The sequence below is a fragment of the Streptomyces sp. MZ04 genome (genome assembly GCF_004684775.1).
Lineage (GTDB): Bacteria > Actinomycetota > Actinomycetes > Streptomycetales > Streptomycetaceae > Streptomyces.
This window is the reverse complement of the sequence record NZ_SRIC01000047.1, coordinates 21,380-37,846: the sequence shown is the minus strand read 5'-3', so window position 1 is coordinate 37,846 and position 16,467 is coordinate 21,380. Positions and strand designations below refer to the sequence as shown.

The 16,467-nt window shown below is 70.4% G+C and carries 13 protein-coding genes and 1 pseudogene; 7 read left to right on the top strand and 7 right to left on the bottom strand.

Going from position 1 to position 16,467, the window contains the following annotated elements; translation table 11 throughout:
• Positions 1-42: 42 nt before the first annotated feature.
• From cydC to E2651_RS13465, 3 genes and pseudogenes are all read left to right on the top strand, one after another.
• Positions 43-2,190 (top strand): annotated as a pseudogene (gene cydC, locus E2651_RS13475) (thiol reductant ABC exporter subunit CydC); the annotation flags it as partial.
• A 132-nt stretch (positions 2,191-2,322) separates the two neighbouring features.
• A complete protein-coding gene (locus E2651_RS13470; protein ID WP_135331334.1) occupies positions 2,323-4,059 on the top strand; it encodes a GAF domain-containing protein in 1,737 nt (578 codons plus the stop codon).
• Positions 4,060-4,251: 192 nt separating this feature from the next.
• A complete protein-coding gene (locus E2651_RS13465) occupies positions 4,252-5,289 on the top strand; it encodes a M23 family metallopeptidase (RefSeq protein ID WP_135331333.1) in 1,038 nt (345 codons plus the stop codon).
• Positions 5,290-5,382: 93 nt separating this feature from the next.
• Here the strand turns inward: E2651_RS13465 and E2651_RS13460 are convergent, their stop codons facing one another.
• The 7 genes from E2651_RS13460 to E2651_RS13430 form a co-directional block, all read right to left on the bottom strand.
• A complete protein-coding gene (locus E2651_RS13460) occupies positions 5,383-6,270 on the bottom strand; it encodes a Cof-type HAD-IIB family hydrolase (RefSeq protein WP_135331332.1) in 888 nt (295 codons plus the stop codon).
• A 61-nt stretch (positions 6,271-6,331) separates the two neighbouring features.
• On the bottom strand, positions 6,332-7,255 hold the full coding sequence (locus tag E2651_RS13455; RefSeq protein WP_135331331.1) for an LLM class flavin-dependent oxidoreductase: 924 nt from the start codon (positions 7,253-7,255) through the stop codon (positions 6,332-6,334).
• A gap of 43 nt (positions 7,256-7,298) precedes the next feature.
• Positions 7,299-7,865 carry an RNA 2'-phosphotransferase gene (locus E2651_RS13450; RefSeq protein WP_245238792.1) on the bottom strand — a complete coding sequence of 189 codons (567 nt, stop codon included), beginning with the start codon at positions 7,863-7,865 and terminating at the stop codon, positions 7,299-7,301.
• A gap of 151 nt (positions 7,866-8,016) precedes the next feature.
• A complete protein-coding gene (locus E2651_RS13445) occupies positions 8,017-8,970 on the bottom strand; it encodes a MerR family transcriptional regulator (RefSeq protein ID WP_135331336.1) in 954 nt (317 codons plus the stop codon).
• 61 nt (positions 8,971-9,031) lie between these two features.
• Complete coding sequence (locus E2651_RS13440; protein WP_135331330.1) at positions 9,032-9,964, bottom strand: metal-dependent hydrolase; 933 nt, start codon at positions 9,962-9,964, stop codon at positions 9,032-9,034.
• On the bottom strand, positions 9,961-11,742 hold the full coding sequence (locus E2651_RS13435) for an SDR family oxidoreductase (protein WP_135331329.1): 1,782 nt from the start codon (positions 11,740-11,742) through the stop codon (positions 9,961-9,963). The genes E2651_RS13440 and E2651_RS13435 overlap by 4 nt, the downstream gene beginning before the upstream one ends.
• Positions 11,739-12,590 carry a M24 family metallopeptidase gene (locus tag E2651_RS13430; protein ID WP_135331328.1) on the bottom strand — a complete coding sequence of 284 codons (852 nt, stop codon included), beginning with the start codon at positions 12,588-12,590 and terminating at the stop codon, positions 11,739-11,741. The genes E2651_RS13435 and E2651_RS13430 overlap by 4 nt, the downstream gene beginning before the upstream one ends.
• Positions 12,591-12,850: 260 nt before the next feature.
• On the opposite strand from E2651_RS13430, the gene E2651_RS13425 reads away from it, so the two are divergent.
• The 4 genes from E2651_RS13425 to E2651_RS13410 are packed head-to-tail and all read left to right on the top strand — an operon-like array spanning position 12,851 to position 16,407.
• The gene (locus E2651_RS13425; protein WP_135331335.1) at positions 12,851-13,873 is read left to right on the top strand and encodes an ABC transporter ATP-binding protein; all 1,023 of its coding nucleotides are present in this window, start codon (positions 12,851-12,853) and stop codon (positions 13,871-13,873) included.
• The gene (locus E2651_RS13420; RefSeq protein WP_135331327.1) at positions 13,863-14,768 is read left to right on the top strand and encodes an ABC transporter permease; all 906 of its coding nucleotides are present in this window, start codon (positions 13,863-13,865) and stop codon (positions 14,766-14,768) included. The genes E2651_RS13425 and E2651_RS13420 overlap by 11 nt, the downstream gene beginning before the upstream one ends.
• Complete coding sequence (locus E2651_RS13415) at positions 14,765-15,676, top strand: ABC transporter ATP-binding protein (RefSeq protein ID WP_135331326.1); 912 nt, start codon at positions 14,765-14,767, stop codon at positions 15,674-15,676. The genes E2651_RS13420 and E2651_RS13415 overlap by 4 nt, the downstream gene beginning before the upstream one ends.
• A gap of 11 nt (positions 15,677-15,687) precedes the next feature.
• Positions 15,688-16,407, top strand: coding sequence for an ABC transporter permease (locus E2651_RS13410; RefSeq protein WP_135331325.1), 720 nt, complete (start codon positions 15,688-15,690; stop codon positions 16,405-16,407).
• Positions 16,408-16,467: the final 60 nt, after the last annotated feature.

Below are 16,467 nucleotides of genomic sequence, written 5' to 3'. Positions count from 1 at the left end.
AGGAGCGTCTCGTGGGCTCGGAGAGGTGTATAAGAGACAGGGGTGGAGACCGTCCTCCCCGAGGACGGGGCGGGGCTTTCCGCGGGGCAGCGGCAGCGGCTTGCGCTGGCGCGGGCTTTCCTGGCCGACCGGCCTGTGGTGCTCCTCGACGAGCCGACCGCGGCTCTGGACGGGGAGACCGAGGAAGGGGTTGTCGAGGCGGTTCGGCGGCTTGCTGTCGGGCGGACCGTGCTGCTGGTGGTGCATCGGCCGGCGTTGCTCGCCGTCGCCGATCGGGTCGTACGGCTGCGGGCCTGCCCTTCCAGGGCGGAGTTCGCGGCCGACCGGGTGCCCGTGCAGATGGGCGGGGCGGCTGACGGGCAAGGGCCTGCCGATGGCGCTTTTGGCGACCCGGTGGTGACGGGTGACCAGGCGAGGGACTGGGGCGGCTCGCATCCCAAGGGCGGGGTCCTGGCCCGGCTGCGGGGGATGGCGCAGCAGCGGCAGGGCAAGCTCGCGCTCGCCCTGCTCCTGGGCGCCCTCGCGATCGGCAGCTCCGTAGGGCTGATGGGCACCTCCGGGTGGCTGATCAGCCGGGCTTCGGAGCAGCCCCCGGTGATGTACCTGATGATCGCCGTGACGGCGACCCGCGCCTTCGGCATGGGGCGCGCCGTCTTCCGCTACGCCGAGCGCCTCGTCTCGCACGACGCCGTCCTGCGGATGCTGGCCGACACCCGCGTCGCCGTCTACCGGCGCCTGGAGCGCCTCGCCCCTGCCGGGCTCGGGAAGCGCCACCGCGGCGACCTCCTGTCCCGTCTCGTCGCGGACGTCGACGCCCTGCAGGACTACTGGCTGCGCTGGCTGCTCCCCGCGTCCGCCGCCGCGGTCGTGGGCGCCGGAGCCGTCGGCTTCACCGCCTGGCTGCTGCCGGAGGCGGGCGCCGTCCTCGCCGTCGGCCTGCTGCTCGCCGGTGTGGGCGTACCGATGCTCTCCGGAGCGGTCGCCCGTCGCGCCGAGCGGAAGCTCGCTCCCGCGCGCGGGGTGCTCGCCACGCGGGTGGCGGATCTGCTCACCGGCACCGCCGAGTTGACCGTCGCGGGCGCGCTGCCCCGGCGTACCGCGGCGGCGAGGGAAGCCGACGCCGAGCTGACCCGGATCGCGTCCCGGACCGCCACGGCCACCGCCCTCGGCGACGGACTCGGCGCGCTCGCGTCCGGGCTCACCGTGGCCGCGGCCGCTCTCGTCGGGGTGCAGGCGGTGCACGACGGCCGACTCGACGGGGTCGCGCTCGCCGTCGTCGTCCTCATGCCGCTCGCCGCTTTCGAGGCGGTCATCGGGATGCCGCTCGCCGTGCAGTACCGCCAGCGCGTCAGGAAGAGCGCCGAGCGCGTCTACGAGGTCCTCGACGCACCCGCACCCGTACCCGAGCCCGCCGAGCCCACACAACGCCCGCAGTCGCCCTTCCCGCTCCGCCTCGAAGGACTCCACGCCCGCTACGAGGGGCAGCACCGGGACGCCATCGCGGGTGTCGGCCTGACGCTCGAGCAGGGCCGGCGGATCGCCGTGGTCGGCCCGTCCGGCTCCGGCAAGACCACGCTCGCCCAGGTCCTGCTGCGCTTCCTGGGGACGACCGGGGGGACGTACACCCTGGGCGGCACGGAAGCGGCCGCCCTGGACGGTGACACCGTGCGGGAGCTGGTCGGGCTCTGCGCCCAGGACGCGCACATCTTCGACAGCTCCGTACGCGAGAACCTGCTCATCGCGCGGAAGGACGCGAGCGACGCCCAGCTGCGCGACGCGCTGACGCGGGCCAGGCTCACGGACTGGACCGACTCGCTGCCCGATGGCCTCGACACCCTGGTCGGCGAGCACGGGGCGCGCCTCTCCGGAGGCCAGCGCCAGCGCATCGCCCTGGCCCGCGCGCTGCTCGCCGACTTCCCCGTCCTCGTCCTCGACGAGCCGGCCGAGCACCTCGACCTGCCGACCGCCGACGCCCTCACCGATGACCTCCTGGCCGCCACCGAGGGACGTACGACGCTGCTCATCACGCACCGCCTCGCCGGGCTCGACGCGGTGGACGAGGTGATCGTCCTCGACGCGGGGCGGGTCGTGCAGCGTGGCGCGTACGCGGAGCTCGTGGCGGTGGACGGGCCGCTGGCGCGCATGCGGGAGCGGGAGAGCGCGGCGGACCTGCTGCTGACGGCCGGGTAGGGACTGACGGCCGGGTAGGGACTGACGGCCGGGTAGGGGCTGACGGCCGGGTAGGGACTGGCTCCGGTGCCGACCGGGCAGGGAGGCCAGCCCCGACTTTCCTCGCCAAATGGGACTAACTACTCTCAAAGCATGTCAGCCCCATCGGCCTCCGCCGCCTCACCGCGTCCCGACGGCACTCCGGACCCGATCGAGGCGGCGAAGCGGGCGACCCGCAGCCTCCAGGGGCTCTCCCCCGAGCTGACCGCGCGGGTGCCGCAGCTGCTCGAGGCGATGCGGTCCGTCGGCGCCGGGCTCGAACTGCACACCACGCTGGACCGCATCTGCGAGACGGCCGCCGAGCTCGCTGACGCCCGCTACGCGGCCATCGGCGTCGTCTCCGAGGACGGCAAGGGGCTCTCGGACTTCGTCTACACCGGCATCGACGAGGAGACGGCCGAACGGATCGGGCACCTTCCCGACGGACACAAGGGGCTGCTCGGCGCCCTCATCCACCAGCCCGAGACCCTCCGCCTCGCGGACCTCTCCACCGACCCGCGCTCCTGCGGCTTCCCGGCGGACCATCCGCCGATGCGCACCTTCCTCGGCGTCCCCATCCGCGTCCAGGGCGAGATCTTCGGCAACCTCTATCTCACCGAGAAGCGGGACGGCGCCGAGTTCAACGAGTACGACGTGCACATGGTCCGCGTGCTCGCCACGGAGGCGGGCATCGCCATCGGCAACGCCCGCCTCTACGAAGCCGCCATGCAGCGCGAGCGCTGGATCGACGGCTCCGTGGCCGTCACCACGGCGCTGCTCTCGGGCAGCGATGCCGAAGAGGCCCTCTCCGTAGTCGCCGAACAGGCCCGGCATCTCGCCGACTCGGCCGCCGGGATCGTGCTCCTGCCCGAGGACGAGGGCGGCATGGAGATCGTCGCCGTCTCCTCGGAGGAGCCCATCGGGGCGCTCGGCGTGGTCATCCCCGCGGAGAGCCGGATCATCACCGAACTGCTCGCCGGGGAGTCCGTGTTCATCGACGACGCGGCCACGGATCCGCGCATCATGACCGACCTCGCCCGCGGCTACGGCCCCGTGATGATGCTGCCGCTGCAGAGCGACGGCCGCGTCATGGGGACGCTCGTGACGCCACGCGCGCGTGGCGCACGGCCGTTCAGCGAGACCGAGCGGACGCTGGCCACCCAGTTCGCCTCGCAGGCCGCGCTCGCGCTGATGATGGCCGAGGCGCAGCGCGACCGTGAACGGCTCGCCGTGTACGAGGACCGGGACCGCATCGCACGGGACCTGCACGACCTGGTCATCCAGCGCCTGTTCGCCACCGGGATGATGCTGGAGAGCGCCCAGCGCAGGTCCGTCGTGCCCGAGGTGCGGACGGGCGTGGGCAAGGCCGTAGACGAGCTCGACGTGACGATCCAGGAGATCCGTACGGCGATCTTCGCCTTGCAGCAGGGGCCCGCGGAGGCCCCTTCGGGGCTGCGCACCCGCGTCCTGCGCGAGATCAACATGGCTGCCGTGCCGCTCGGCTTCAAGCCGTCGCACCACTTCGCGGGGCCCGTCGACACGGTCGTCGGCGAGCTCGCGGGCAAGAACCTCATCGCCGCGCTCCGGGAGGCGCTTTCCAACGCGTTCCGGCATGCGCGGGCCGACCGCATCGACGTCGTCGTCGACGCGACGGCGATCCTCCCCGATGGGCAGCAGGGGGTACGTCTGACGGTCTCGGACGACGGGGTCGGCATCGCGCGGGGCGGCCGGCGCAGCGGCCTGAAGAACCTCAAGAGGCGTGCGGAGTCGCTGGGCGGCGACAGTTGGTACGGGCCGGGCATCGGTGAGGACGGCGGCGGTACGACGGTGGTGTGGCAGGCGCCGTACTGAATCGGCCGCTGCGGGGGAACCAGGGGGATCTACGGGGACTGAATCGGCCTCTACAGGTGGGTCGTTACCGAACCCGGCCTCTCCGTAGAGCCCTGTTCGGCCGTACGGCAGTGGGCTGTTCGGGGCACCGGGTGCCCCGGGTGTACGAGTTGAGCAGGACCGGGTGAGGGCGGCGGGGCAACGATCCGTGTCATGCGCCTGAGCCACCGCGGTACCCACCCTCTCGTCACCGTGTCGGTACTGCTGTGCGCGCTCCTCGCCCCCACGCCGGCCGGTGCCTCCGAAGGGCCGGGCACCAGCGCCGAGGTGGCGCGGCTCTACGAAGAGGCGTCCGCGGCGACCGTGCACTACGAAGCGGGACAGCGTGCCGCAGAGGTACAGCGGGCCGAGGTCCGGAAACTGGACCGACTCCTCACGAAGGAGCAGCACGCGGTCGAGGTGCTGCACGGCGACCTCGGCCGGATGGCCAGCGCCCAGTACCGCACCGGTGGCGGACTCCCCCAGACCGCCCAACTGCTGCTCGCCGACAGCCCCGAGGAGCTGATGCGAGGTCAGCGGGCGCTGTGGCAGGCGGATCTCGCCGTCACCAACGCCGTCACCAAGACCCAGCGGGCCGCCGCCAGACTCGCCGACGCCAAGCAGACGGCGGACCAGGCCAAGCGCACGCTCGACCGGCGCAACGCACAACTGGCCAAGCTGAAGCGCGGCATCGAGAGCAAGCTGGCGTCGGCGCAGTGGACGTTGCAGGGCGAGGCCGACCGGTCCGTGGCGGCCGGGCAGTGCCGTGGCGCCGTACGCCTGGACCAGCCGGAAACGACCGACACGCGCGCGTGGGTGCCGCCCGTGGAGACGTACGAACTCTCGGCGGGCTTCGCCAGCGCGGGCGCGCGCTGGGCGAGCCGGCACACGGGGCAGGACTTCGCGGTCGGCATCGGGGCGCCCGTGCGGTCGGTCGGCGCGGGCCGGGTGGAGAGCGTGTCGTGCGGCGGCGCCTTCGGCATCGAGGTCGTGGTGGCGCACGAGGGCGGCTACTACACGCAGTACGCGCATCTGGCCGCCGTCACCGTCGACCAGGGGGACCGGGTGGCTCCGGGGCAGTGGGTCGGGCAGGCGGGCACGACCGGCAATTCGACGGGGCCGCACCTTCACTTCGAGGTGCGGCTCACGCCGTATCTGGGGTCAGGGGTCGATCCGGCGAAGTGGCTGGCCGAGCGGGGAGTACCGCTCTGACGCCAGGCCGGTCGGGCGCCTCAGCCGGTCAGGTGCTCAGGCGGTCGGTCGTCTCAGCCGGTCAGGCGGTCAGCCGGCCTGCCGGCCTGCCGGTCAGGCGCTCAGCCGGTCCCGCAGGATCTCCTCGATGACGACCGCGACGCCGTCCTCGTTGTTGGCCACCGTGCGCCCCGACGCGGCGGCGATCACGTCCGGGTGCGCGTTGCCCATCGCGTACGAGGTGCCCGCCCAGGAGAGCATCTCGATGTCGTTCGGCATGTCCCCGAAGGCGACGACCTCAGCGGGCGTGATGCCGCGCTCGGCGCAGCACAGCTCCAGGGTGCTGGCCTTGGAGACGCCGGGGCCGCTGATCTCCAGGAGCGCGCTCGGGCTCGACCGGGTGATCTCGACTCGGCCGTCCACGGCCGCGCGGGCCACGGTGAGGAAGTCGTCCGGCGCGAGCTCGGGGTGGTAGGCGAGGACCTTCAGGACGGGCTGGTCCGCGGCGGCGGAGTCCTCCGCCAGGAGCTTCTCGGCGGGCGCGACGCTCTCCCCGGGCTCCAGGTGCAGGGGCGGGTACGTCGGTTCGTGGTGCAGCCCTCCGGTGCGCTCGACCGCGAAGGACGTGCCGGGGGCCGCGTCGCGCAGGACGTGCACGACGTCGAGCGCGTCCTCGCGCCGCAGCTCCCGCAGCTTGACGAAGCGATGGCTGCCCGCGCCGCCGTGCAGATCGACGACGGCCGCGCCGTTGCCGCAGATGGCGAGGCCGTGGCCGTGGACGTGGTCGCTGACGACATCCATCCAGCGGGCCGGGCGGCCGGTCACGAAGAAGACCTCGATCCCGGCCTCCTCGGCGGCGGCGAGCGCGGCCACGGTGCGGTCCGAGACGGACTTGTCGTCGCGCAGCAGCGTGCCGTCCAGGTCCGTGGCGATCAGCCGGGCCATGGGCCGGTGCGGGACGGAGTCGGCCGTGGTCTGGGGCCGTGGGGTAGCTGAGGTCACGCCACCGATTGTCCCGCACCTGGGTGCACGGGCGTGCGCTGGGGCGCACATTTGAGTGCGTTTACGCCCCTGTTGCGCCGCCGTCCAGCTGGACCAGGGCCTCCGTGGCGATCCGCTCGAAGAGCTTCTCGTCCGCCGCGAAGTCCGTTCCCGGCAGCGGCCAGTGCAGAACGATCTCGTTGAAGCCCAGCTCAGCGTGGTTGCCGGCGAAGTCGATGAACGCGTCGAAGGAGTCGAGGGGCCGGTCCGGGGTGAAACCGGTGAGAAGGATCTTGTCGAGCTCGGCGACATCGCGGCCGATCGCCTCGCATGCCGCGCCGAGCTTCTCGGCCTGGCCGCGAATGGCTTGAAGTGACTGTTCCGGGGTGCCGTTCTCGAAGAGCTTCGGGTCGCCCGTGGTCACCCATGCCTGGCCGTGGCGCGCGGCCAGCTTCAGCCCGCGCGGCCCGGTGGCGGCCACCGCGAAGGGCAGCCGGGGGCGCTGCACGCAGCCCGGGATGTTCCGCACCTCGGACGCCGAGTAGTACTCACCGTCGTACGAAACGACGTCTTCTGTAAGAAGGCGGTCGAGCAGCGGAACGAACTCTCCGAAGTGGTCGGCCCGCTCCCGCGGGGTCCAGGGCTCCTCGCCGGTCTTGAGCAGCGAGGTGGCGTCGAAGCCGTTGCCGCCCGCGCCGATGCCGAGGGTGATCCGGCCGCCGGACACGTCGTCGAGGGTGATCAGGTCCTTGGCGAGGGTCACCGGATGCCGGAAGTTCGGCGAGGTGACGAGCGTGCCGAGGCGCAGCCGGTCGGTGGCGGCCGCGGCGGCGGTCAGGGTCGGCACCGCGCCGAACCAGGGCCCGTCCCGGAAGGTCCGCCAGGAGAGGTGGTCGTACGTGTACGCGGTGTGGAAGCCCAGCTCCTCGGCCCGCTGCCAGCGCTGCTTGCCGCCCTCGTGCCAGCGGGTGACGGGCAGGATCACTGTGCTCAGACGCAGACTCATGTATCAGAGCGTATGCCCGGTCAGTGCCGGGCGAGGAACCCGATCAGTGCCGGTCGGGGAAACGGAGATATCCGGGTGGCACGGCGGCGGTGAGCCAGACGCCGTTGGCGCTGACCTGGAAGCGGTGCCCGTCGCGGTGCATCGCCCCCGCGTCCACGGAGAGCACGACGGGGCGGCCGCGGCGGGCGCCGACCCGGGTGGCGGTCTCGCGGTCGGGCGAGAGATGCACGGCATGGCGGTTCATGGGCCGCAGGCCCTCGGCGCGGATCGCGGCGACATTGCGGGCCACTGTGCCGTGGAAGAGATACGCGGGCGGGGTCGCGGGCGCCAGCTTCAGGTCCACGTCGATGGAGTGGCCCTGGCTGGCGCGGATCCGGCCGTTCTCGACGGCGAAGCGCTGTTTGTCGTTCGTGGCCACCACGTGGTCGAGCTCGGCGCGGGTGAAGCGGAAACCGTGCCGGGCGGCCGCGGTGATGAGGGCGTCGATCTCCACCCAGCCGCTCTCGTCGAGCGTGAGACCGATCCGCTCGGGCTGATGGCGCAGGTGTCTCGACAGGTATTTCGACACCTTCACGGTGCGTCGTTCGTGGGTGGGGGGTTCTCCAATCACCCGTTCAGAGTCGCGCACGGGCCGTTCTCCCCGCACTTGATTTTCGTCCACCGACTTTTCATCGGTCGATTTGCGTCCACAGGTTTGATCCACAGCCAAGTCCAGTTATCCACAGGGGAATTGGCGATTCTGTGGACAACACACAGGCTATTTAGGTGTTTTGAGCAACAGATGGCGAATTGCTGTGAGTTGCGGCAAGTGAGTCCAATGTCCTGGCCTGTAGCTCACGTTCGGTGGCGGCCGCGATGAACGCCGCGACGTTCTCCTGGCCAACCAGAGCTTCTACGGCCCGGGTTGTCGACGCGGGAAGAGCGACAGGAAGCGCTTCATCCGTACGAGATGCGGGCTGCCCAGAGGTGAGGTGCTGCTGGAGGTGGCGGGTGGCGAACAGGCGCATGGCTCGGGCCAGTTCGGCGTCGACCGACTGCTGCGCCAGTGGACGCAGTCGGCGGACGAGCGAGGCCGCCTCCGCCGCGTCCGCGTCGGTCGGCGGGTGCTGGCCGAGATAGCGCGCGAAGACATGCTCGGTCGTGAACTCCAGGAAACGGGTGGCTATGTGCTCCACCTGCCCCCTCAACTCCCGCAAATGACCGGAGATCGCAAGCAGCGGAACTCCCGCTGCATGCAACTCCACGGCCACGGCAAGCTCTTGAGGACTCGGGACCAAGTACTCGTCGTCTCGCCCCGGCATGGGCTCGAGCACGCCGAGCGCGATCGCGTCGGCGACCGCCGCGTCGTCCGGCTCGCCGCCGAACGCCGCGTCCAGCTCCGCCCGAGTGATCCGGTCGGCCTTCTCGTCCGTCCACGGACCGTCGACCTCCGCGGCGAGCCCCAGCACACCGCCGAGCCCCCGGCCCGCGTCCCAGGCCTCCAGCAACTCCTTGATGGAGGCCAGGGTGTAGCCGCGGTCGAGCAGATCGGCGATCTGTCTCAACCGCGCCAGATGCGCGTCGCCGAACACATTGGCCCGGCCACGCCGCTCGGGCCGGGGGAGCAGCCCGCGGTCCTGGTAGGCGCGGATCGTGCGCACCGTGGCGCCGCTGTGATGCGCCAGGTCCTCGATGCGGTACTCCACCGGCCTGTGCCCGGTGCCGTGGTGCTCCACCGGTCTGTGCCCGGCGCCCGACTGCCCGTCCACGCTCCCCGCCCCTCCATGAAACCTCGTGCTAGGCGATGGCCGCCCTGCCGACGGCGGCCGCCGCGGCCCGCGCCGCGGGTGACACCGCCAGATACTCCACGGCCTTGCGCAGGGAGCCCTCCTGCGAGGGATGGTACGACCGCCGCAGATAGCGGGGTATCGCCGCACCCAGCTCACGCCATGTGGGCAGCAGGCCCTTTCCGACCGCCCTGTTGTGCTCGGCCAGGGAGTAGCGCAAGCGTCCCGCGAGCTGCGGGTCGCGGCGCATCAGATAGGCCGTGCCCCAGACCCACAGGTACAGCATCACGGGCGCCGTGACCGTCATGCCCGCGATACGACGGGCGTAGCGGGGCAGGCCCTCGCCGCCGCAGTGCTGGTACATGTCGAAGGCGACCGAGCGGTGCTCCACCTCCTCCGCGCCGTGCCAGCGCAGCAGGTCGAGCATGACCTCGTCGGCGTCCGCGTGGTCCAGGCCCTCGGCGTGCAGCACCCAGTTCCCCAGGACCGCCGTGAACTGCTCGATCGCGGCGACGACCGCCAGGCGGAAACGCAGCCACTCCTGCGTCGGTATCGGCGCCCCGAGCGGCGGCTTCTCGCCGAGGAGCTTCTCGAAGAGCAGGTCGACGTACTTGGTGAACGCCGCGGTGTCGAGCCGCTGCGCCGCCAGGTGGTCGAGCACATGCGCGTGCTGGACGCTGTGCGTGGCCTCCTGGCCCATGAACCCTTTGACGTCTTTGAGCAGCACCGGATCGGTGACCAGGGGCAGGCCTTCCTTGAAGACCTTCACGAACCACCGCTCCCCAGCCGGAAGCAGCAGATGCAGCACGTTGATGACGTGGGTGGCGGTGGGCTCGTCCGGTATCCAGTGCAGAGGGGTCTCTTCCCAGTCGAAGGAGACCCGGCGCGGAACGATCGTGTAGTGCTCCTCGGTGTTCGTCTCGGCGTTCTTCTCCGTGCTCACAACGGTGGCTCCAATCGGGCTATCGCACGCAGGGCCTTGGGAGTGAAGCGGGACATGAGGTGGGCGCCGCGTGCCTCCGGGGTGACCGGGACCACCGCCTGGTTCTTGACGACCGCGCGCAGGACCGCGTCGGCGACCTTCTCCGGCGGATAGTTGCGCAGGCCGTACAGCCGCGACGTCTTCTTCTGGCGGCGCTTCTCCTCGTCGGTGTCGACACCGACGAAGCGGGACGTCGCCGTGATGTTCGTGTTCACGAAACCCGGGCATATCGCGGAGACCCCGATGCCCTGGCCCGCGAGCTCGGCGCGCAGGCACTCGCTGAGCATCAGGACCGCCGCCTTGGACGTGCTGTAGGCGGGCAGCGCCTTGGACGGCTGGTACGCCGCCGCGGACGCGGTGTTCACGATGTGACCGCCCTGGCCGCGCTCGGCCATCTGCTTGCCGAAGAGCCGGCAGCCGTGGATCACGCCCCACAGATTGACGTCCAGGACCTTCTTCCAGTCCTCGGCGCTCGTGTCGAGGAACGAGCCGGAGAGGCCTATGCCCGCGTTGTTCACCAGGACGTCGACGACGCCGTACTCCCTGGCGACCTTCTCGGCGAGCTTCTCCATGGCCTGCTCGTCGCTGACGTCGACCGTCTCGCCCCAGGCCTCGGGGGCGCCGATGAGCCGCGACATCTCCGCCGTGCGCGCCGCGCTCTCCGCGTCCCGGTCCACGGCCACCACACGCGCTCCCGCCTCGGCGAAGGCGAAGGCGGTGGCCCGGCCGATGCCGCTGCCGGCGCCCGTGACCAGGACCAGCTGGCCGCCGAAACGGTCGGCGTGCTTCCCCGTGGCCACACTGTCGTTGGCGGGCACGCCGTCCTCGTTGGTCGTCACGAACTCGGTGATCCATCCGGCCAGTTGGTCAGGCCGGGTGCGCGGCACCCAGTGCTTGGCCGGCAGGCTGCGGCGCACCAGCTGCGGGGCCCACAGCTCCAGTTCGTCATAGAGCCGCTCCGAAAGGAAGATGTCCCCGGACGGCGTGATGAGCTGCACGGGCGCGTGCGCGTAGGCGTCCGCGCGGGGCCTGCGCAACCGGGCGCGGACGTTGTCCCGGTAGAGCCAGGCGCCGTGCGCGGCGTCCGAGGGCAGTGACGGCGTCGGATAGTCGCCCGCCGGGACCTTCTCCATGCGCTGGAGGATCTTCGGCCACTGCTTGCCGAGCGGCCCGCGCCAGGCCAGCTCGGGCAGCACCGGGGTGTGCAGCATGTACACGTACCAGGACTTGGCTCCCTGGCCGAGCAGCTGGCCGACCTTGCGCGGTGTCGGCCGGGACATCCGCTTCTTGATCCAGTGCCCGAAGTGGTCGAGCGAGGGCCCCGACATCGACGTGAAGGACGCGATCCGCCCCTCTGTGCGCTTGACCGTGACGAACTCCCAGGACTGCACCGAACCCCAGTCGTGCCCGACCAGGTGCACCGGCTTGTCCGGGCTCACCGCGTCGGCGACGGCCAGGAAGTCGTCGGTCAGCTTCTCCAGGGTGAAACCGCCGCGCAGCGGCTTCGGTGCCGTCGACCTGCCGTGCCCGCGCACGTCGTACAGGACCACATGGAAGCGGTCGGCGAGGCGCTCGGCGACCTCCGACCACACCTCCTTGGAGTCCGGATAGCCGTGCACGAGCAGCACCGTGGGCTGCGTCGGGTCGCCGAGCTCGGCGACGCACAGCTCCACTCCGCCCGTACGCACCCAGCGCTCGCGCGCGTCCTTGAGTCCCTTGGTGAATCCCCCCGCGGTCATGCGACGGCCCTTTCCTCAGCCCAGCGCCGCACGTGCGGCAGATCGTCGTCCAGCCAGAAAGCGCTCTGCTCGGGGTCCTTGGAGTCGGTGACGACCAGGATCTCCTCGAACTTCGCGCCCGTACCCCGGAATCCGAGGTGCGGTTCGACCGCCCACAGTCCCTTCTGGGGCGGGTGGTCGGAGAATTTGTACGGCGACCAGAGCGGCGACCAGCCGTCCCGGTGGCCATGGATCGCGTCGCTCGCAAGCCCCTTCAGGGACTGGGTGCCGAAGCCGAAGACATGCGGCGTCAGACGGCGCTCCTTGATGCGGTCGACCTTGTGCGCGATGACGCCGAAGGGATACGCGCGGTGGCGGTTGGCGTACCCCTGGCGGACCATGAGCCGGTCCACGTCCTCATATATCTCGCGCAACGGGCGGCGCTCGCGCACCTCGCGCAGGATCAGCTCGCGGTGCGCCTCGAGGTCCGCGAGCAGCTTGTCGTGCACGGGGTTGAGGCCGAGACAGCCCGAGTAGCCGATATCGGCCGTATATCCCTTGTAGACCGGGGCCATGTCGAGGATGAAGGGCATCCCCGGCTCGAGCCTGCGGTTGGTGGGGAAGAACTGCAGCGGTATCCGGAAGTTCACGAACGCCGTGCGGTCCCCGAACCAGGCGAAGGGCAGGTGGAACCAGTCCCGCACGCCCCGCTCACGCAGCCACTCACGCTGCATCCGCGCCGCCTCGCGCTCGGTCACCCCCGGCTTGAGCTGCGCCGCGACCGCCTCCGCGCATTCATACGCGAGGGTCTGCACTTCCCTGAACCCCCGCAGTTCCGCCGAGAGTTCGCCTGCCACTGCTGAGGTCATGCCACCGTCCGTCCCGTGTCCGGTCCACCCGTGTCCGGTCCATCGCCGTACGCGGTCGTAACTTGACACTGATGAATGTGACAATGCTCAGCGGCTGCGTCAATAGTTCTGCACAAGCCTGCGGGACAGGTCCGGAAGATCCCCCAGGGGTCGACTTCCGGACGACCCTTACGGGCCCGTAATACTCCAGAGTGAGGGCAGGGCAAGCCCGTGGTCTGACGACTGGTGTGGTCTGCGCCACTACCGTCGAATGCGTGACTGTGATCGCGACCGAAAGCCTGAGCAAGCGGTTCCCGAGGGTGACCGCGCTTGACCGGCTCTCCATGGATATCGGGCCCGGTGTTACCGGACTCGTCGGAGCCAATGGAGCCGGCAAGTCCACACTGATCAAGATCCTGCTGGGTCTGTCCCCCGCCACGGAGGGCACGGCCGCCGTGCTCGGACTCGACGTCGCCACCCACGGCGGCCAGATCCGTGAGCGCGTGGGCTATATGCCCGAGCACGACTGCCTGCCGCCCGACGTGTCGGCCACCGAGTTCGTCGTCCACATGGCGCGCATGTCGGGGCTGCCGCCGACCGCGGCCCGCGAGCGCACGGCGGACACCCTGCGGCACGTAGGTCTGTACGAGGAGCGCTACCGCCCCATCGGGGGCTACTCCACGGGCATGAAGCAGCGAGTGAAGCTCGCTCAGGCCCTGGTGCACGACCCTGACCTGGTCTTCCTGGACGAGCCGACCAACGGCCTCGATCCCGTGGGCCGCGACGAGATGCTGGGTCTCATCCGCCGGGTCCACACGGACTTCGGCATCTCCGTCCTGGTCACATCCCACCTCCTCGGCGAGCTGGAGCGCACCTGTGACCACGTCGTCGTCATCGACGGCGGCAAGCTGCTGCGCTCAAGCTCCACCACCGACTTCACGCAGACCACCACGACGCTGGCCGTCGAGGTGACGGACACCGACGAACACCCGGACGGCACGGGCGCGTTGAGCGAGGCGCTGAAGGGGCGCGGGGTCGCCACCCACGAGGGCGGCACCCTCCCGGGCGCCGGGCACACCGTGCTCCTCGAGGCGGAGGGCGAGGAGACGTACGACCTGGTGCGCGACCTCGTCGCGGACCTCGGCCTCGGCCTGGTCCGGATGGAACAGCGCAGGCACCACATCGCAGAGGTCTTCCACTCCGGTCAGTCCGATCACGCCGATCACGCCGATCACAAAGAAGAAGCCGATCACGCCGATCACAAAGAAGAAGAGGGGAAGGAGGCGGTCCGCCATGGCGGTTGAGCAGACCCCGGCACGCGCCGGTGAACAGACCCGGATCCACAACATCGGGTATCGCAACTACGACGGACCGCGCCTCGGCCGCGCCTACGCCCGCCGCTCGCTCTTCTCCCAGAGTCTGCGTGGCGCGTACGGCTTGGGGCGCTCCGCCAAGTCCAAGGTCCTGCCCATGATCCTCTTCGCGGTGATGTGCGTGCCCGCCGCGATCATGGTGGCGGTCGCCGTGACCACGAAGGCGAACGACCTCCCCCTCGACTACACGCGCTACGCGATCGTGCTGCAGGCCGTCATCAGCCTCTACCTGGCGGCCCAGGCCCCGCAGACCGTCTCCCGCGACCTGCGCTTCAAGACCGTCCCGCTCTACTTCTCCCGGCCCATCGAGCACAGTGACTACGTACGCGCCAAGTTCGCCGCGATGGCATCGGCCCTCTTCGTCCTCACGGCCGCGCCGCTGCTCGTGCTCTACGTAGGGGCGCTGCTCGCCAAGCTCGACTTCGCGGACCAGACGAAGGGCTTCGCCCAGGGACTCGTCTCCGTGGCGCTGCTCTCGCTCCTCTTCGCCGGCATCGCCCTGGTCGTCTCGGCGATCACACCCCGCCGCGGCTTCGGGATCGCCGCCGTCATCGCCGTACTGACCATCTCCTACGGAGCGGTGTCCACGGTCCAGGCGATCGCCTACGAACAGGGCAGCACGGACGCCATCGCCTGGCTCGGTCTCTTCTCGCCGATCACGCTCATCGACGGCGTACAGACCGCCTTCCTCGGCGCGACCTCCGCCTTCCCCGGAGCGCAAGGCCCCTCGTCCGGCGTGGGCGTGGTCTACGTGATCGTCGTCCTCGCCCTCATCGCGGGCTGCTACGGCGCACTGATGCGCCGCTACCGGAAGGTCGGACTGTGAGCACCATCAACATCGATCACACCTCACGCTGGTTCGGCAACGTGGTGGCGGTCAACGACATCACGATGGACGTGGGCCCGGGCGTCACCGGCCTGCTCGGTCCGAACGGCGCGGGGAAGTCCACCCTCATCAACATGATGGGCGGCTTCCTCGCCCCCTCCACCGGCAGCGTCACGCTCGACGCCAAGCCGATCTGGCGCAACGAACAGATCTACAAGGACATCGGCATCGTCCCCGAGCGCGAGGCGATGTACGACTTCCTCACGGGCCGCGAATTCGTCGTCGCCAACGCCGAGTTGCACGGTCTGGACGAGCGCGCAGCCAAGAAGGCCCTCGCCACCGTCGAGATGGAGTACGCGCAGGACCGGAAGATCTCGACGTACTCCAAGGGCATGCGCCAGCGCGTGAAGATGGCCTCCGCCCTGGTCCACGAGCCGTCCGTGCTGCTGCTCGACGAGCCGTTCAACGGCATGGACCCGCGCCAGCGCATGCAGCTGATGGACCTCCTTCGGCGCATGGGGGACGAGGGCCGCACGGTCCTGTTCTCGTCGCACATCCTCGAAGAGGTCGAGCAACTGGCCTCGCACATCGAGGTGATCGTGGCCGGACGGCACGCGGCGAGCGGCGACTTCCGCAAGATCCGCCGCCTGATGACGGACCGCCCGCACCGCTACCTGGTCCGTTCCAGCGACGACCGTGCCCTGGCCGCCGCGCTGATCGCCGACCCGTCGACCGCCGGCATCGAAGTCGACCTCAAGGAAGGCGCGTTGCGCATCCAGGCCGTCGACTTCGGCCGTTTCACCGCTCTGTTGCCACGCATCGCCCGCGATCACGACATCCGGCTCCTCACGGTCTCGCCCTCGGACGAGTCCCTCGAGTCGGTCTTCTCCTATCTCGTCGCGGCCTGAAGGGAGCCACCGTGTACGACCCCACTGTCGCCCGGCTCACCTACCGGGCCCTGCTCGGCCGCCGCCGGGCTCTGATCCTCTTCGCCCTGCCCGTCCTGCTGATCGTGATCGCCGCGGCGGTACGCGGGTTCAGCGGCGCCGACGACCAGGTCGCCGTCGACCTCCTGGGCGGCTTCGCGCTCGCCACGATGGTGCCGATCATCGGCGTCATCGCCGGCACCGGCGCGATCGGTCCCGAGATCGACGACGGCTCCGTCGTCTATCTCCTGTCCAAGCCGGTCAAGCGACCGACGATCATCTTCACGAAGCTGATCGTCGCCATCGGCGTGACCATGGCCTTCTCCGCGATCCCCACCTTCATCGCGGGCATGATCCTGAACGGCAACGGCCAGCAGATCGCCGTGGCGTACACCATCGCCGCACTGGTGGCCTCCATCGCGTATGCGGCGATGTTCCTGCTCCTCGGCACGATCACCCGGCACGCGGTGGTGTTCGGTCTTGTCTACGCCCTCGTCTGGGAGGCCCTCTTCGGGTCGCTGGTCTCCGGGGCACGCACGCTCAGCGTCCAGCAGTGGTCCCTCGCCGTCGCGCAGAAGACCGCGGAGGGCGATCTGGTCACCTCGGACGTCGGCCTGCCCGTCGCCACGGTCCTCCTCGTCGGCGTCACGGTGCTCGCCACCTGGTACGCGGGACAGAAGCTGCGGTCGCTGACGCTGGCAGGTGAGGAGTAAATAATTCGGTGGCGGGCAACTGGTGGCGCGGGCACAGTAGTTGTGTCACCGCGCCACCAC

Bases quoted from the DNA above. Each gene is read 5' to 3' on its own strand.
- E2651_RS13470 (WP_135331334.1), top strand. From the start codon at position 2,323: ATGTCAGCCCCATCGGCCTCCGCCGCCTCACCGCGTCCCGACGGCACT.
- E2651_RS13465 (WP_135331333.1), top strand. From the start codon at position 4,252: ATGCGCCTGAGCCACCGCGGTACCCACCCTCTCGTCACCGTGTCGGTA.
- E2651_RS13455 (WP_135331331.1), bottom strand. From the start codon at position 7,255: ATGAGTCTGCGTCTGAGCACAGTGATCCTGCCCGTCACCCGCTGGCAC.
- E2651_RS13435 (WP_135331329.1), bottom strand. From the start codon at position 11,742: ATGACCGCGGGGGGATTCACCAAGGGACTCAAGGACGCGCGCGAGCGC.
- E2651_RS13430 (WP_135331328.1), bottom strand. From the start codon at position 12,590: ATGACCTCAGCAGTGGCAGGCGAACTCTCGGCGGAACTGCGGGGGTTC.
- E2651_RS13420 (WP_135331327.1), top strand. From the start codon at position 13,863: ATGGCGGTTGAGCAGACCCCGGCACGCGCCGGTGAACAGACCCGGATC.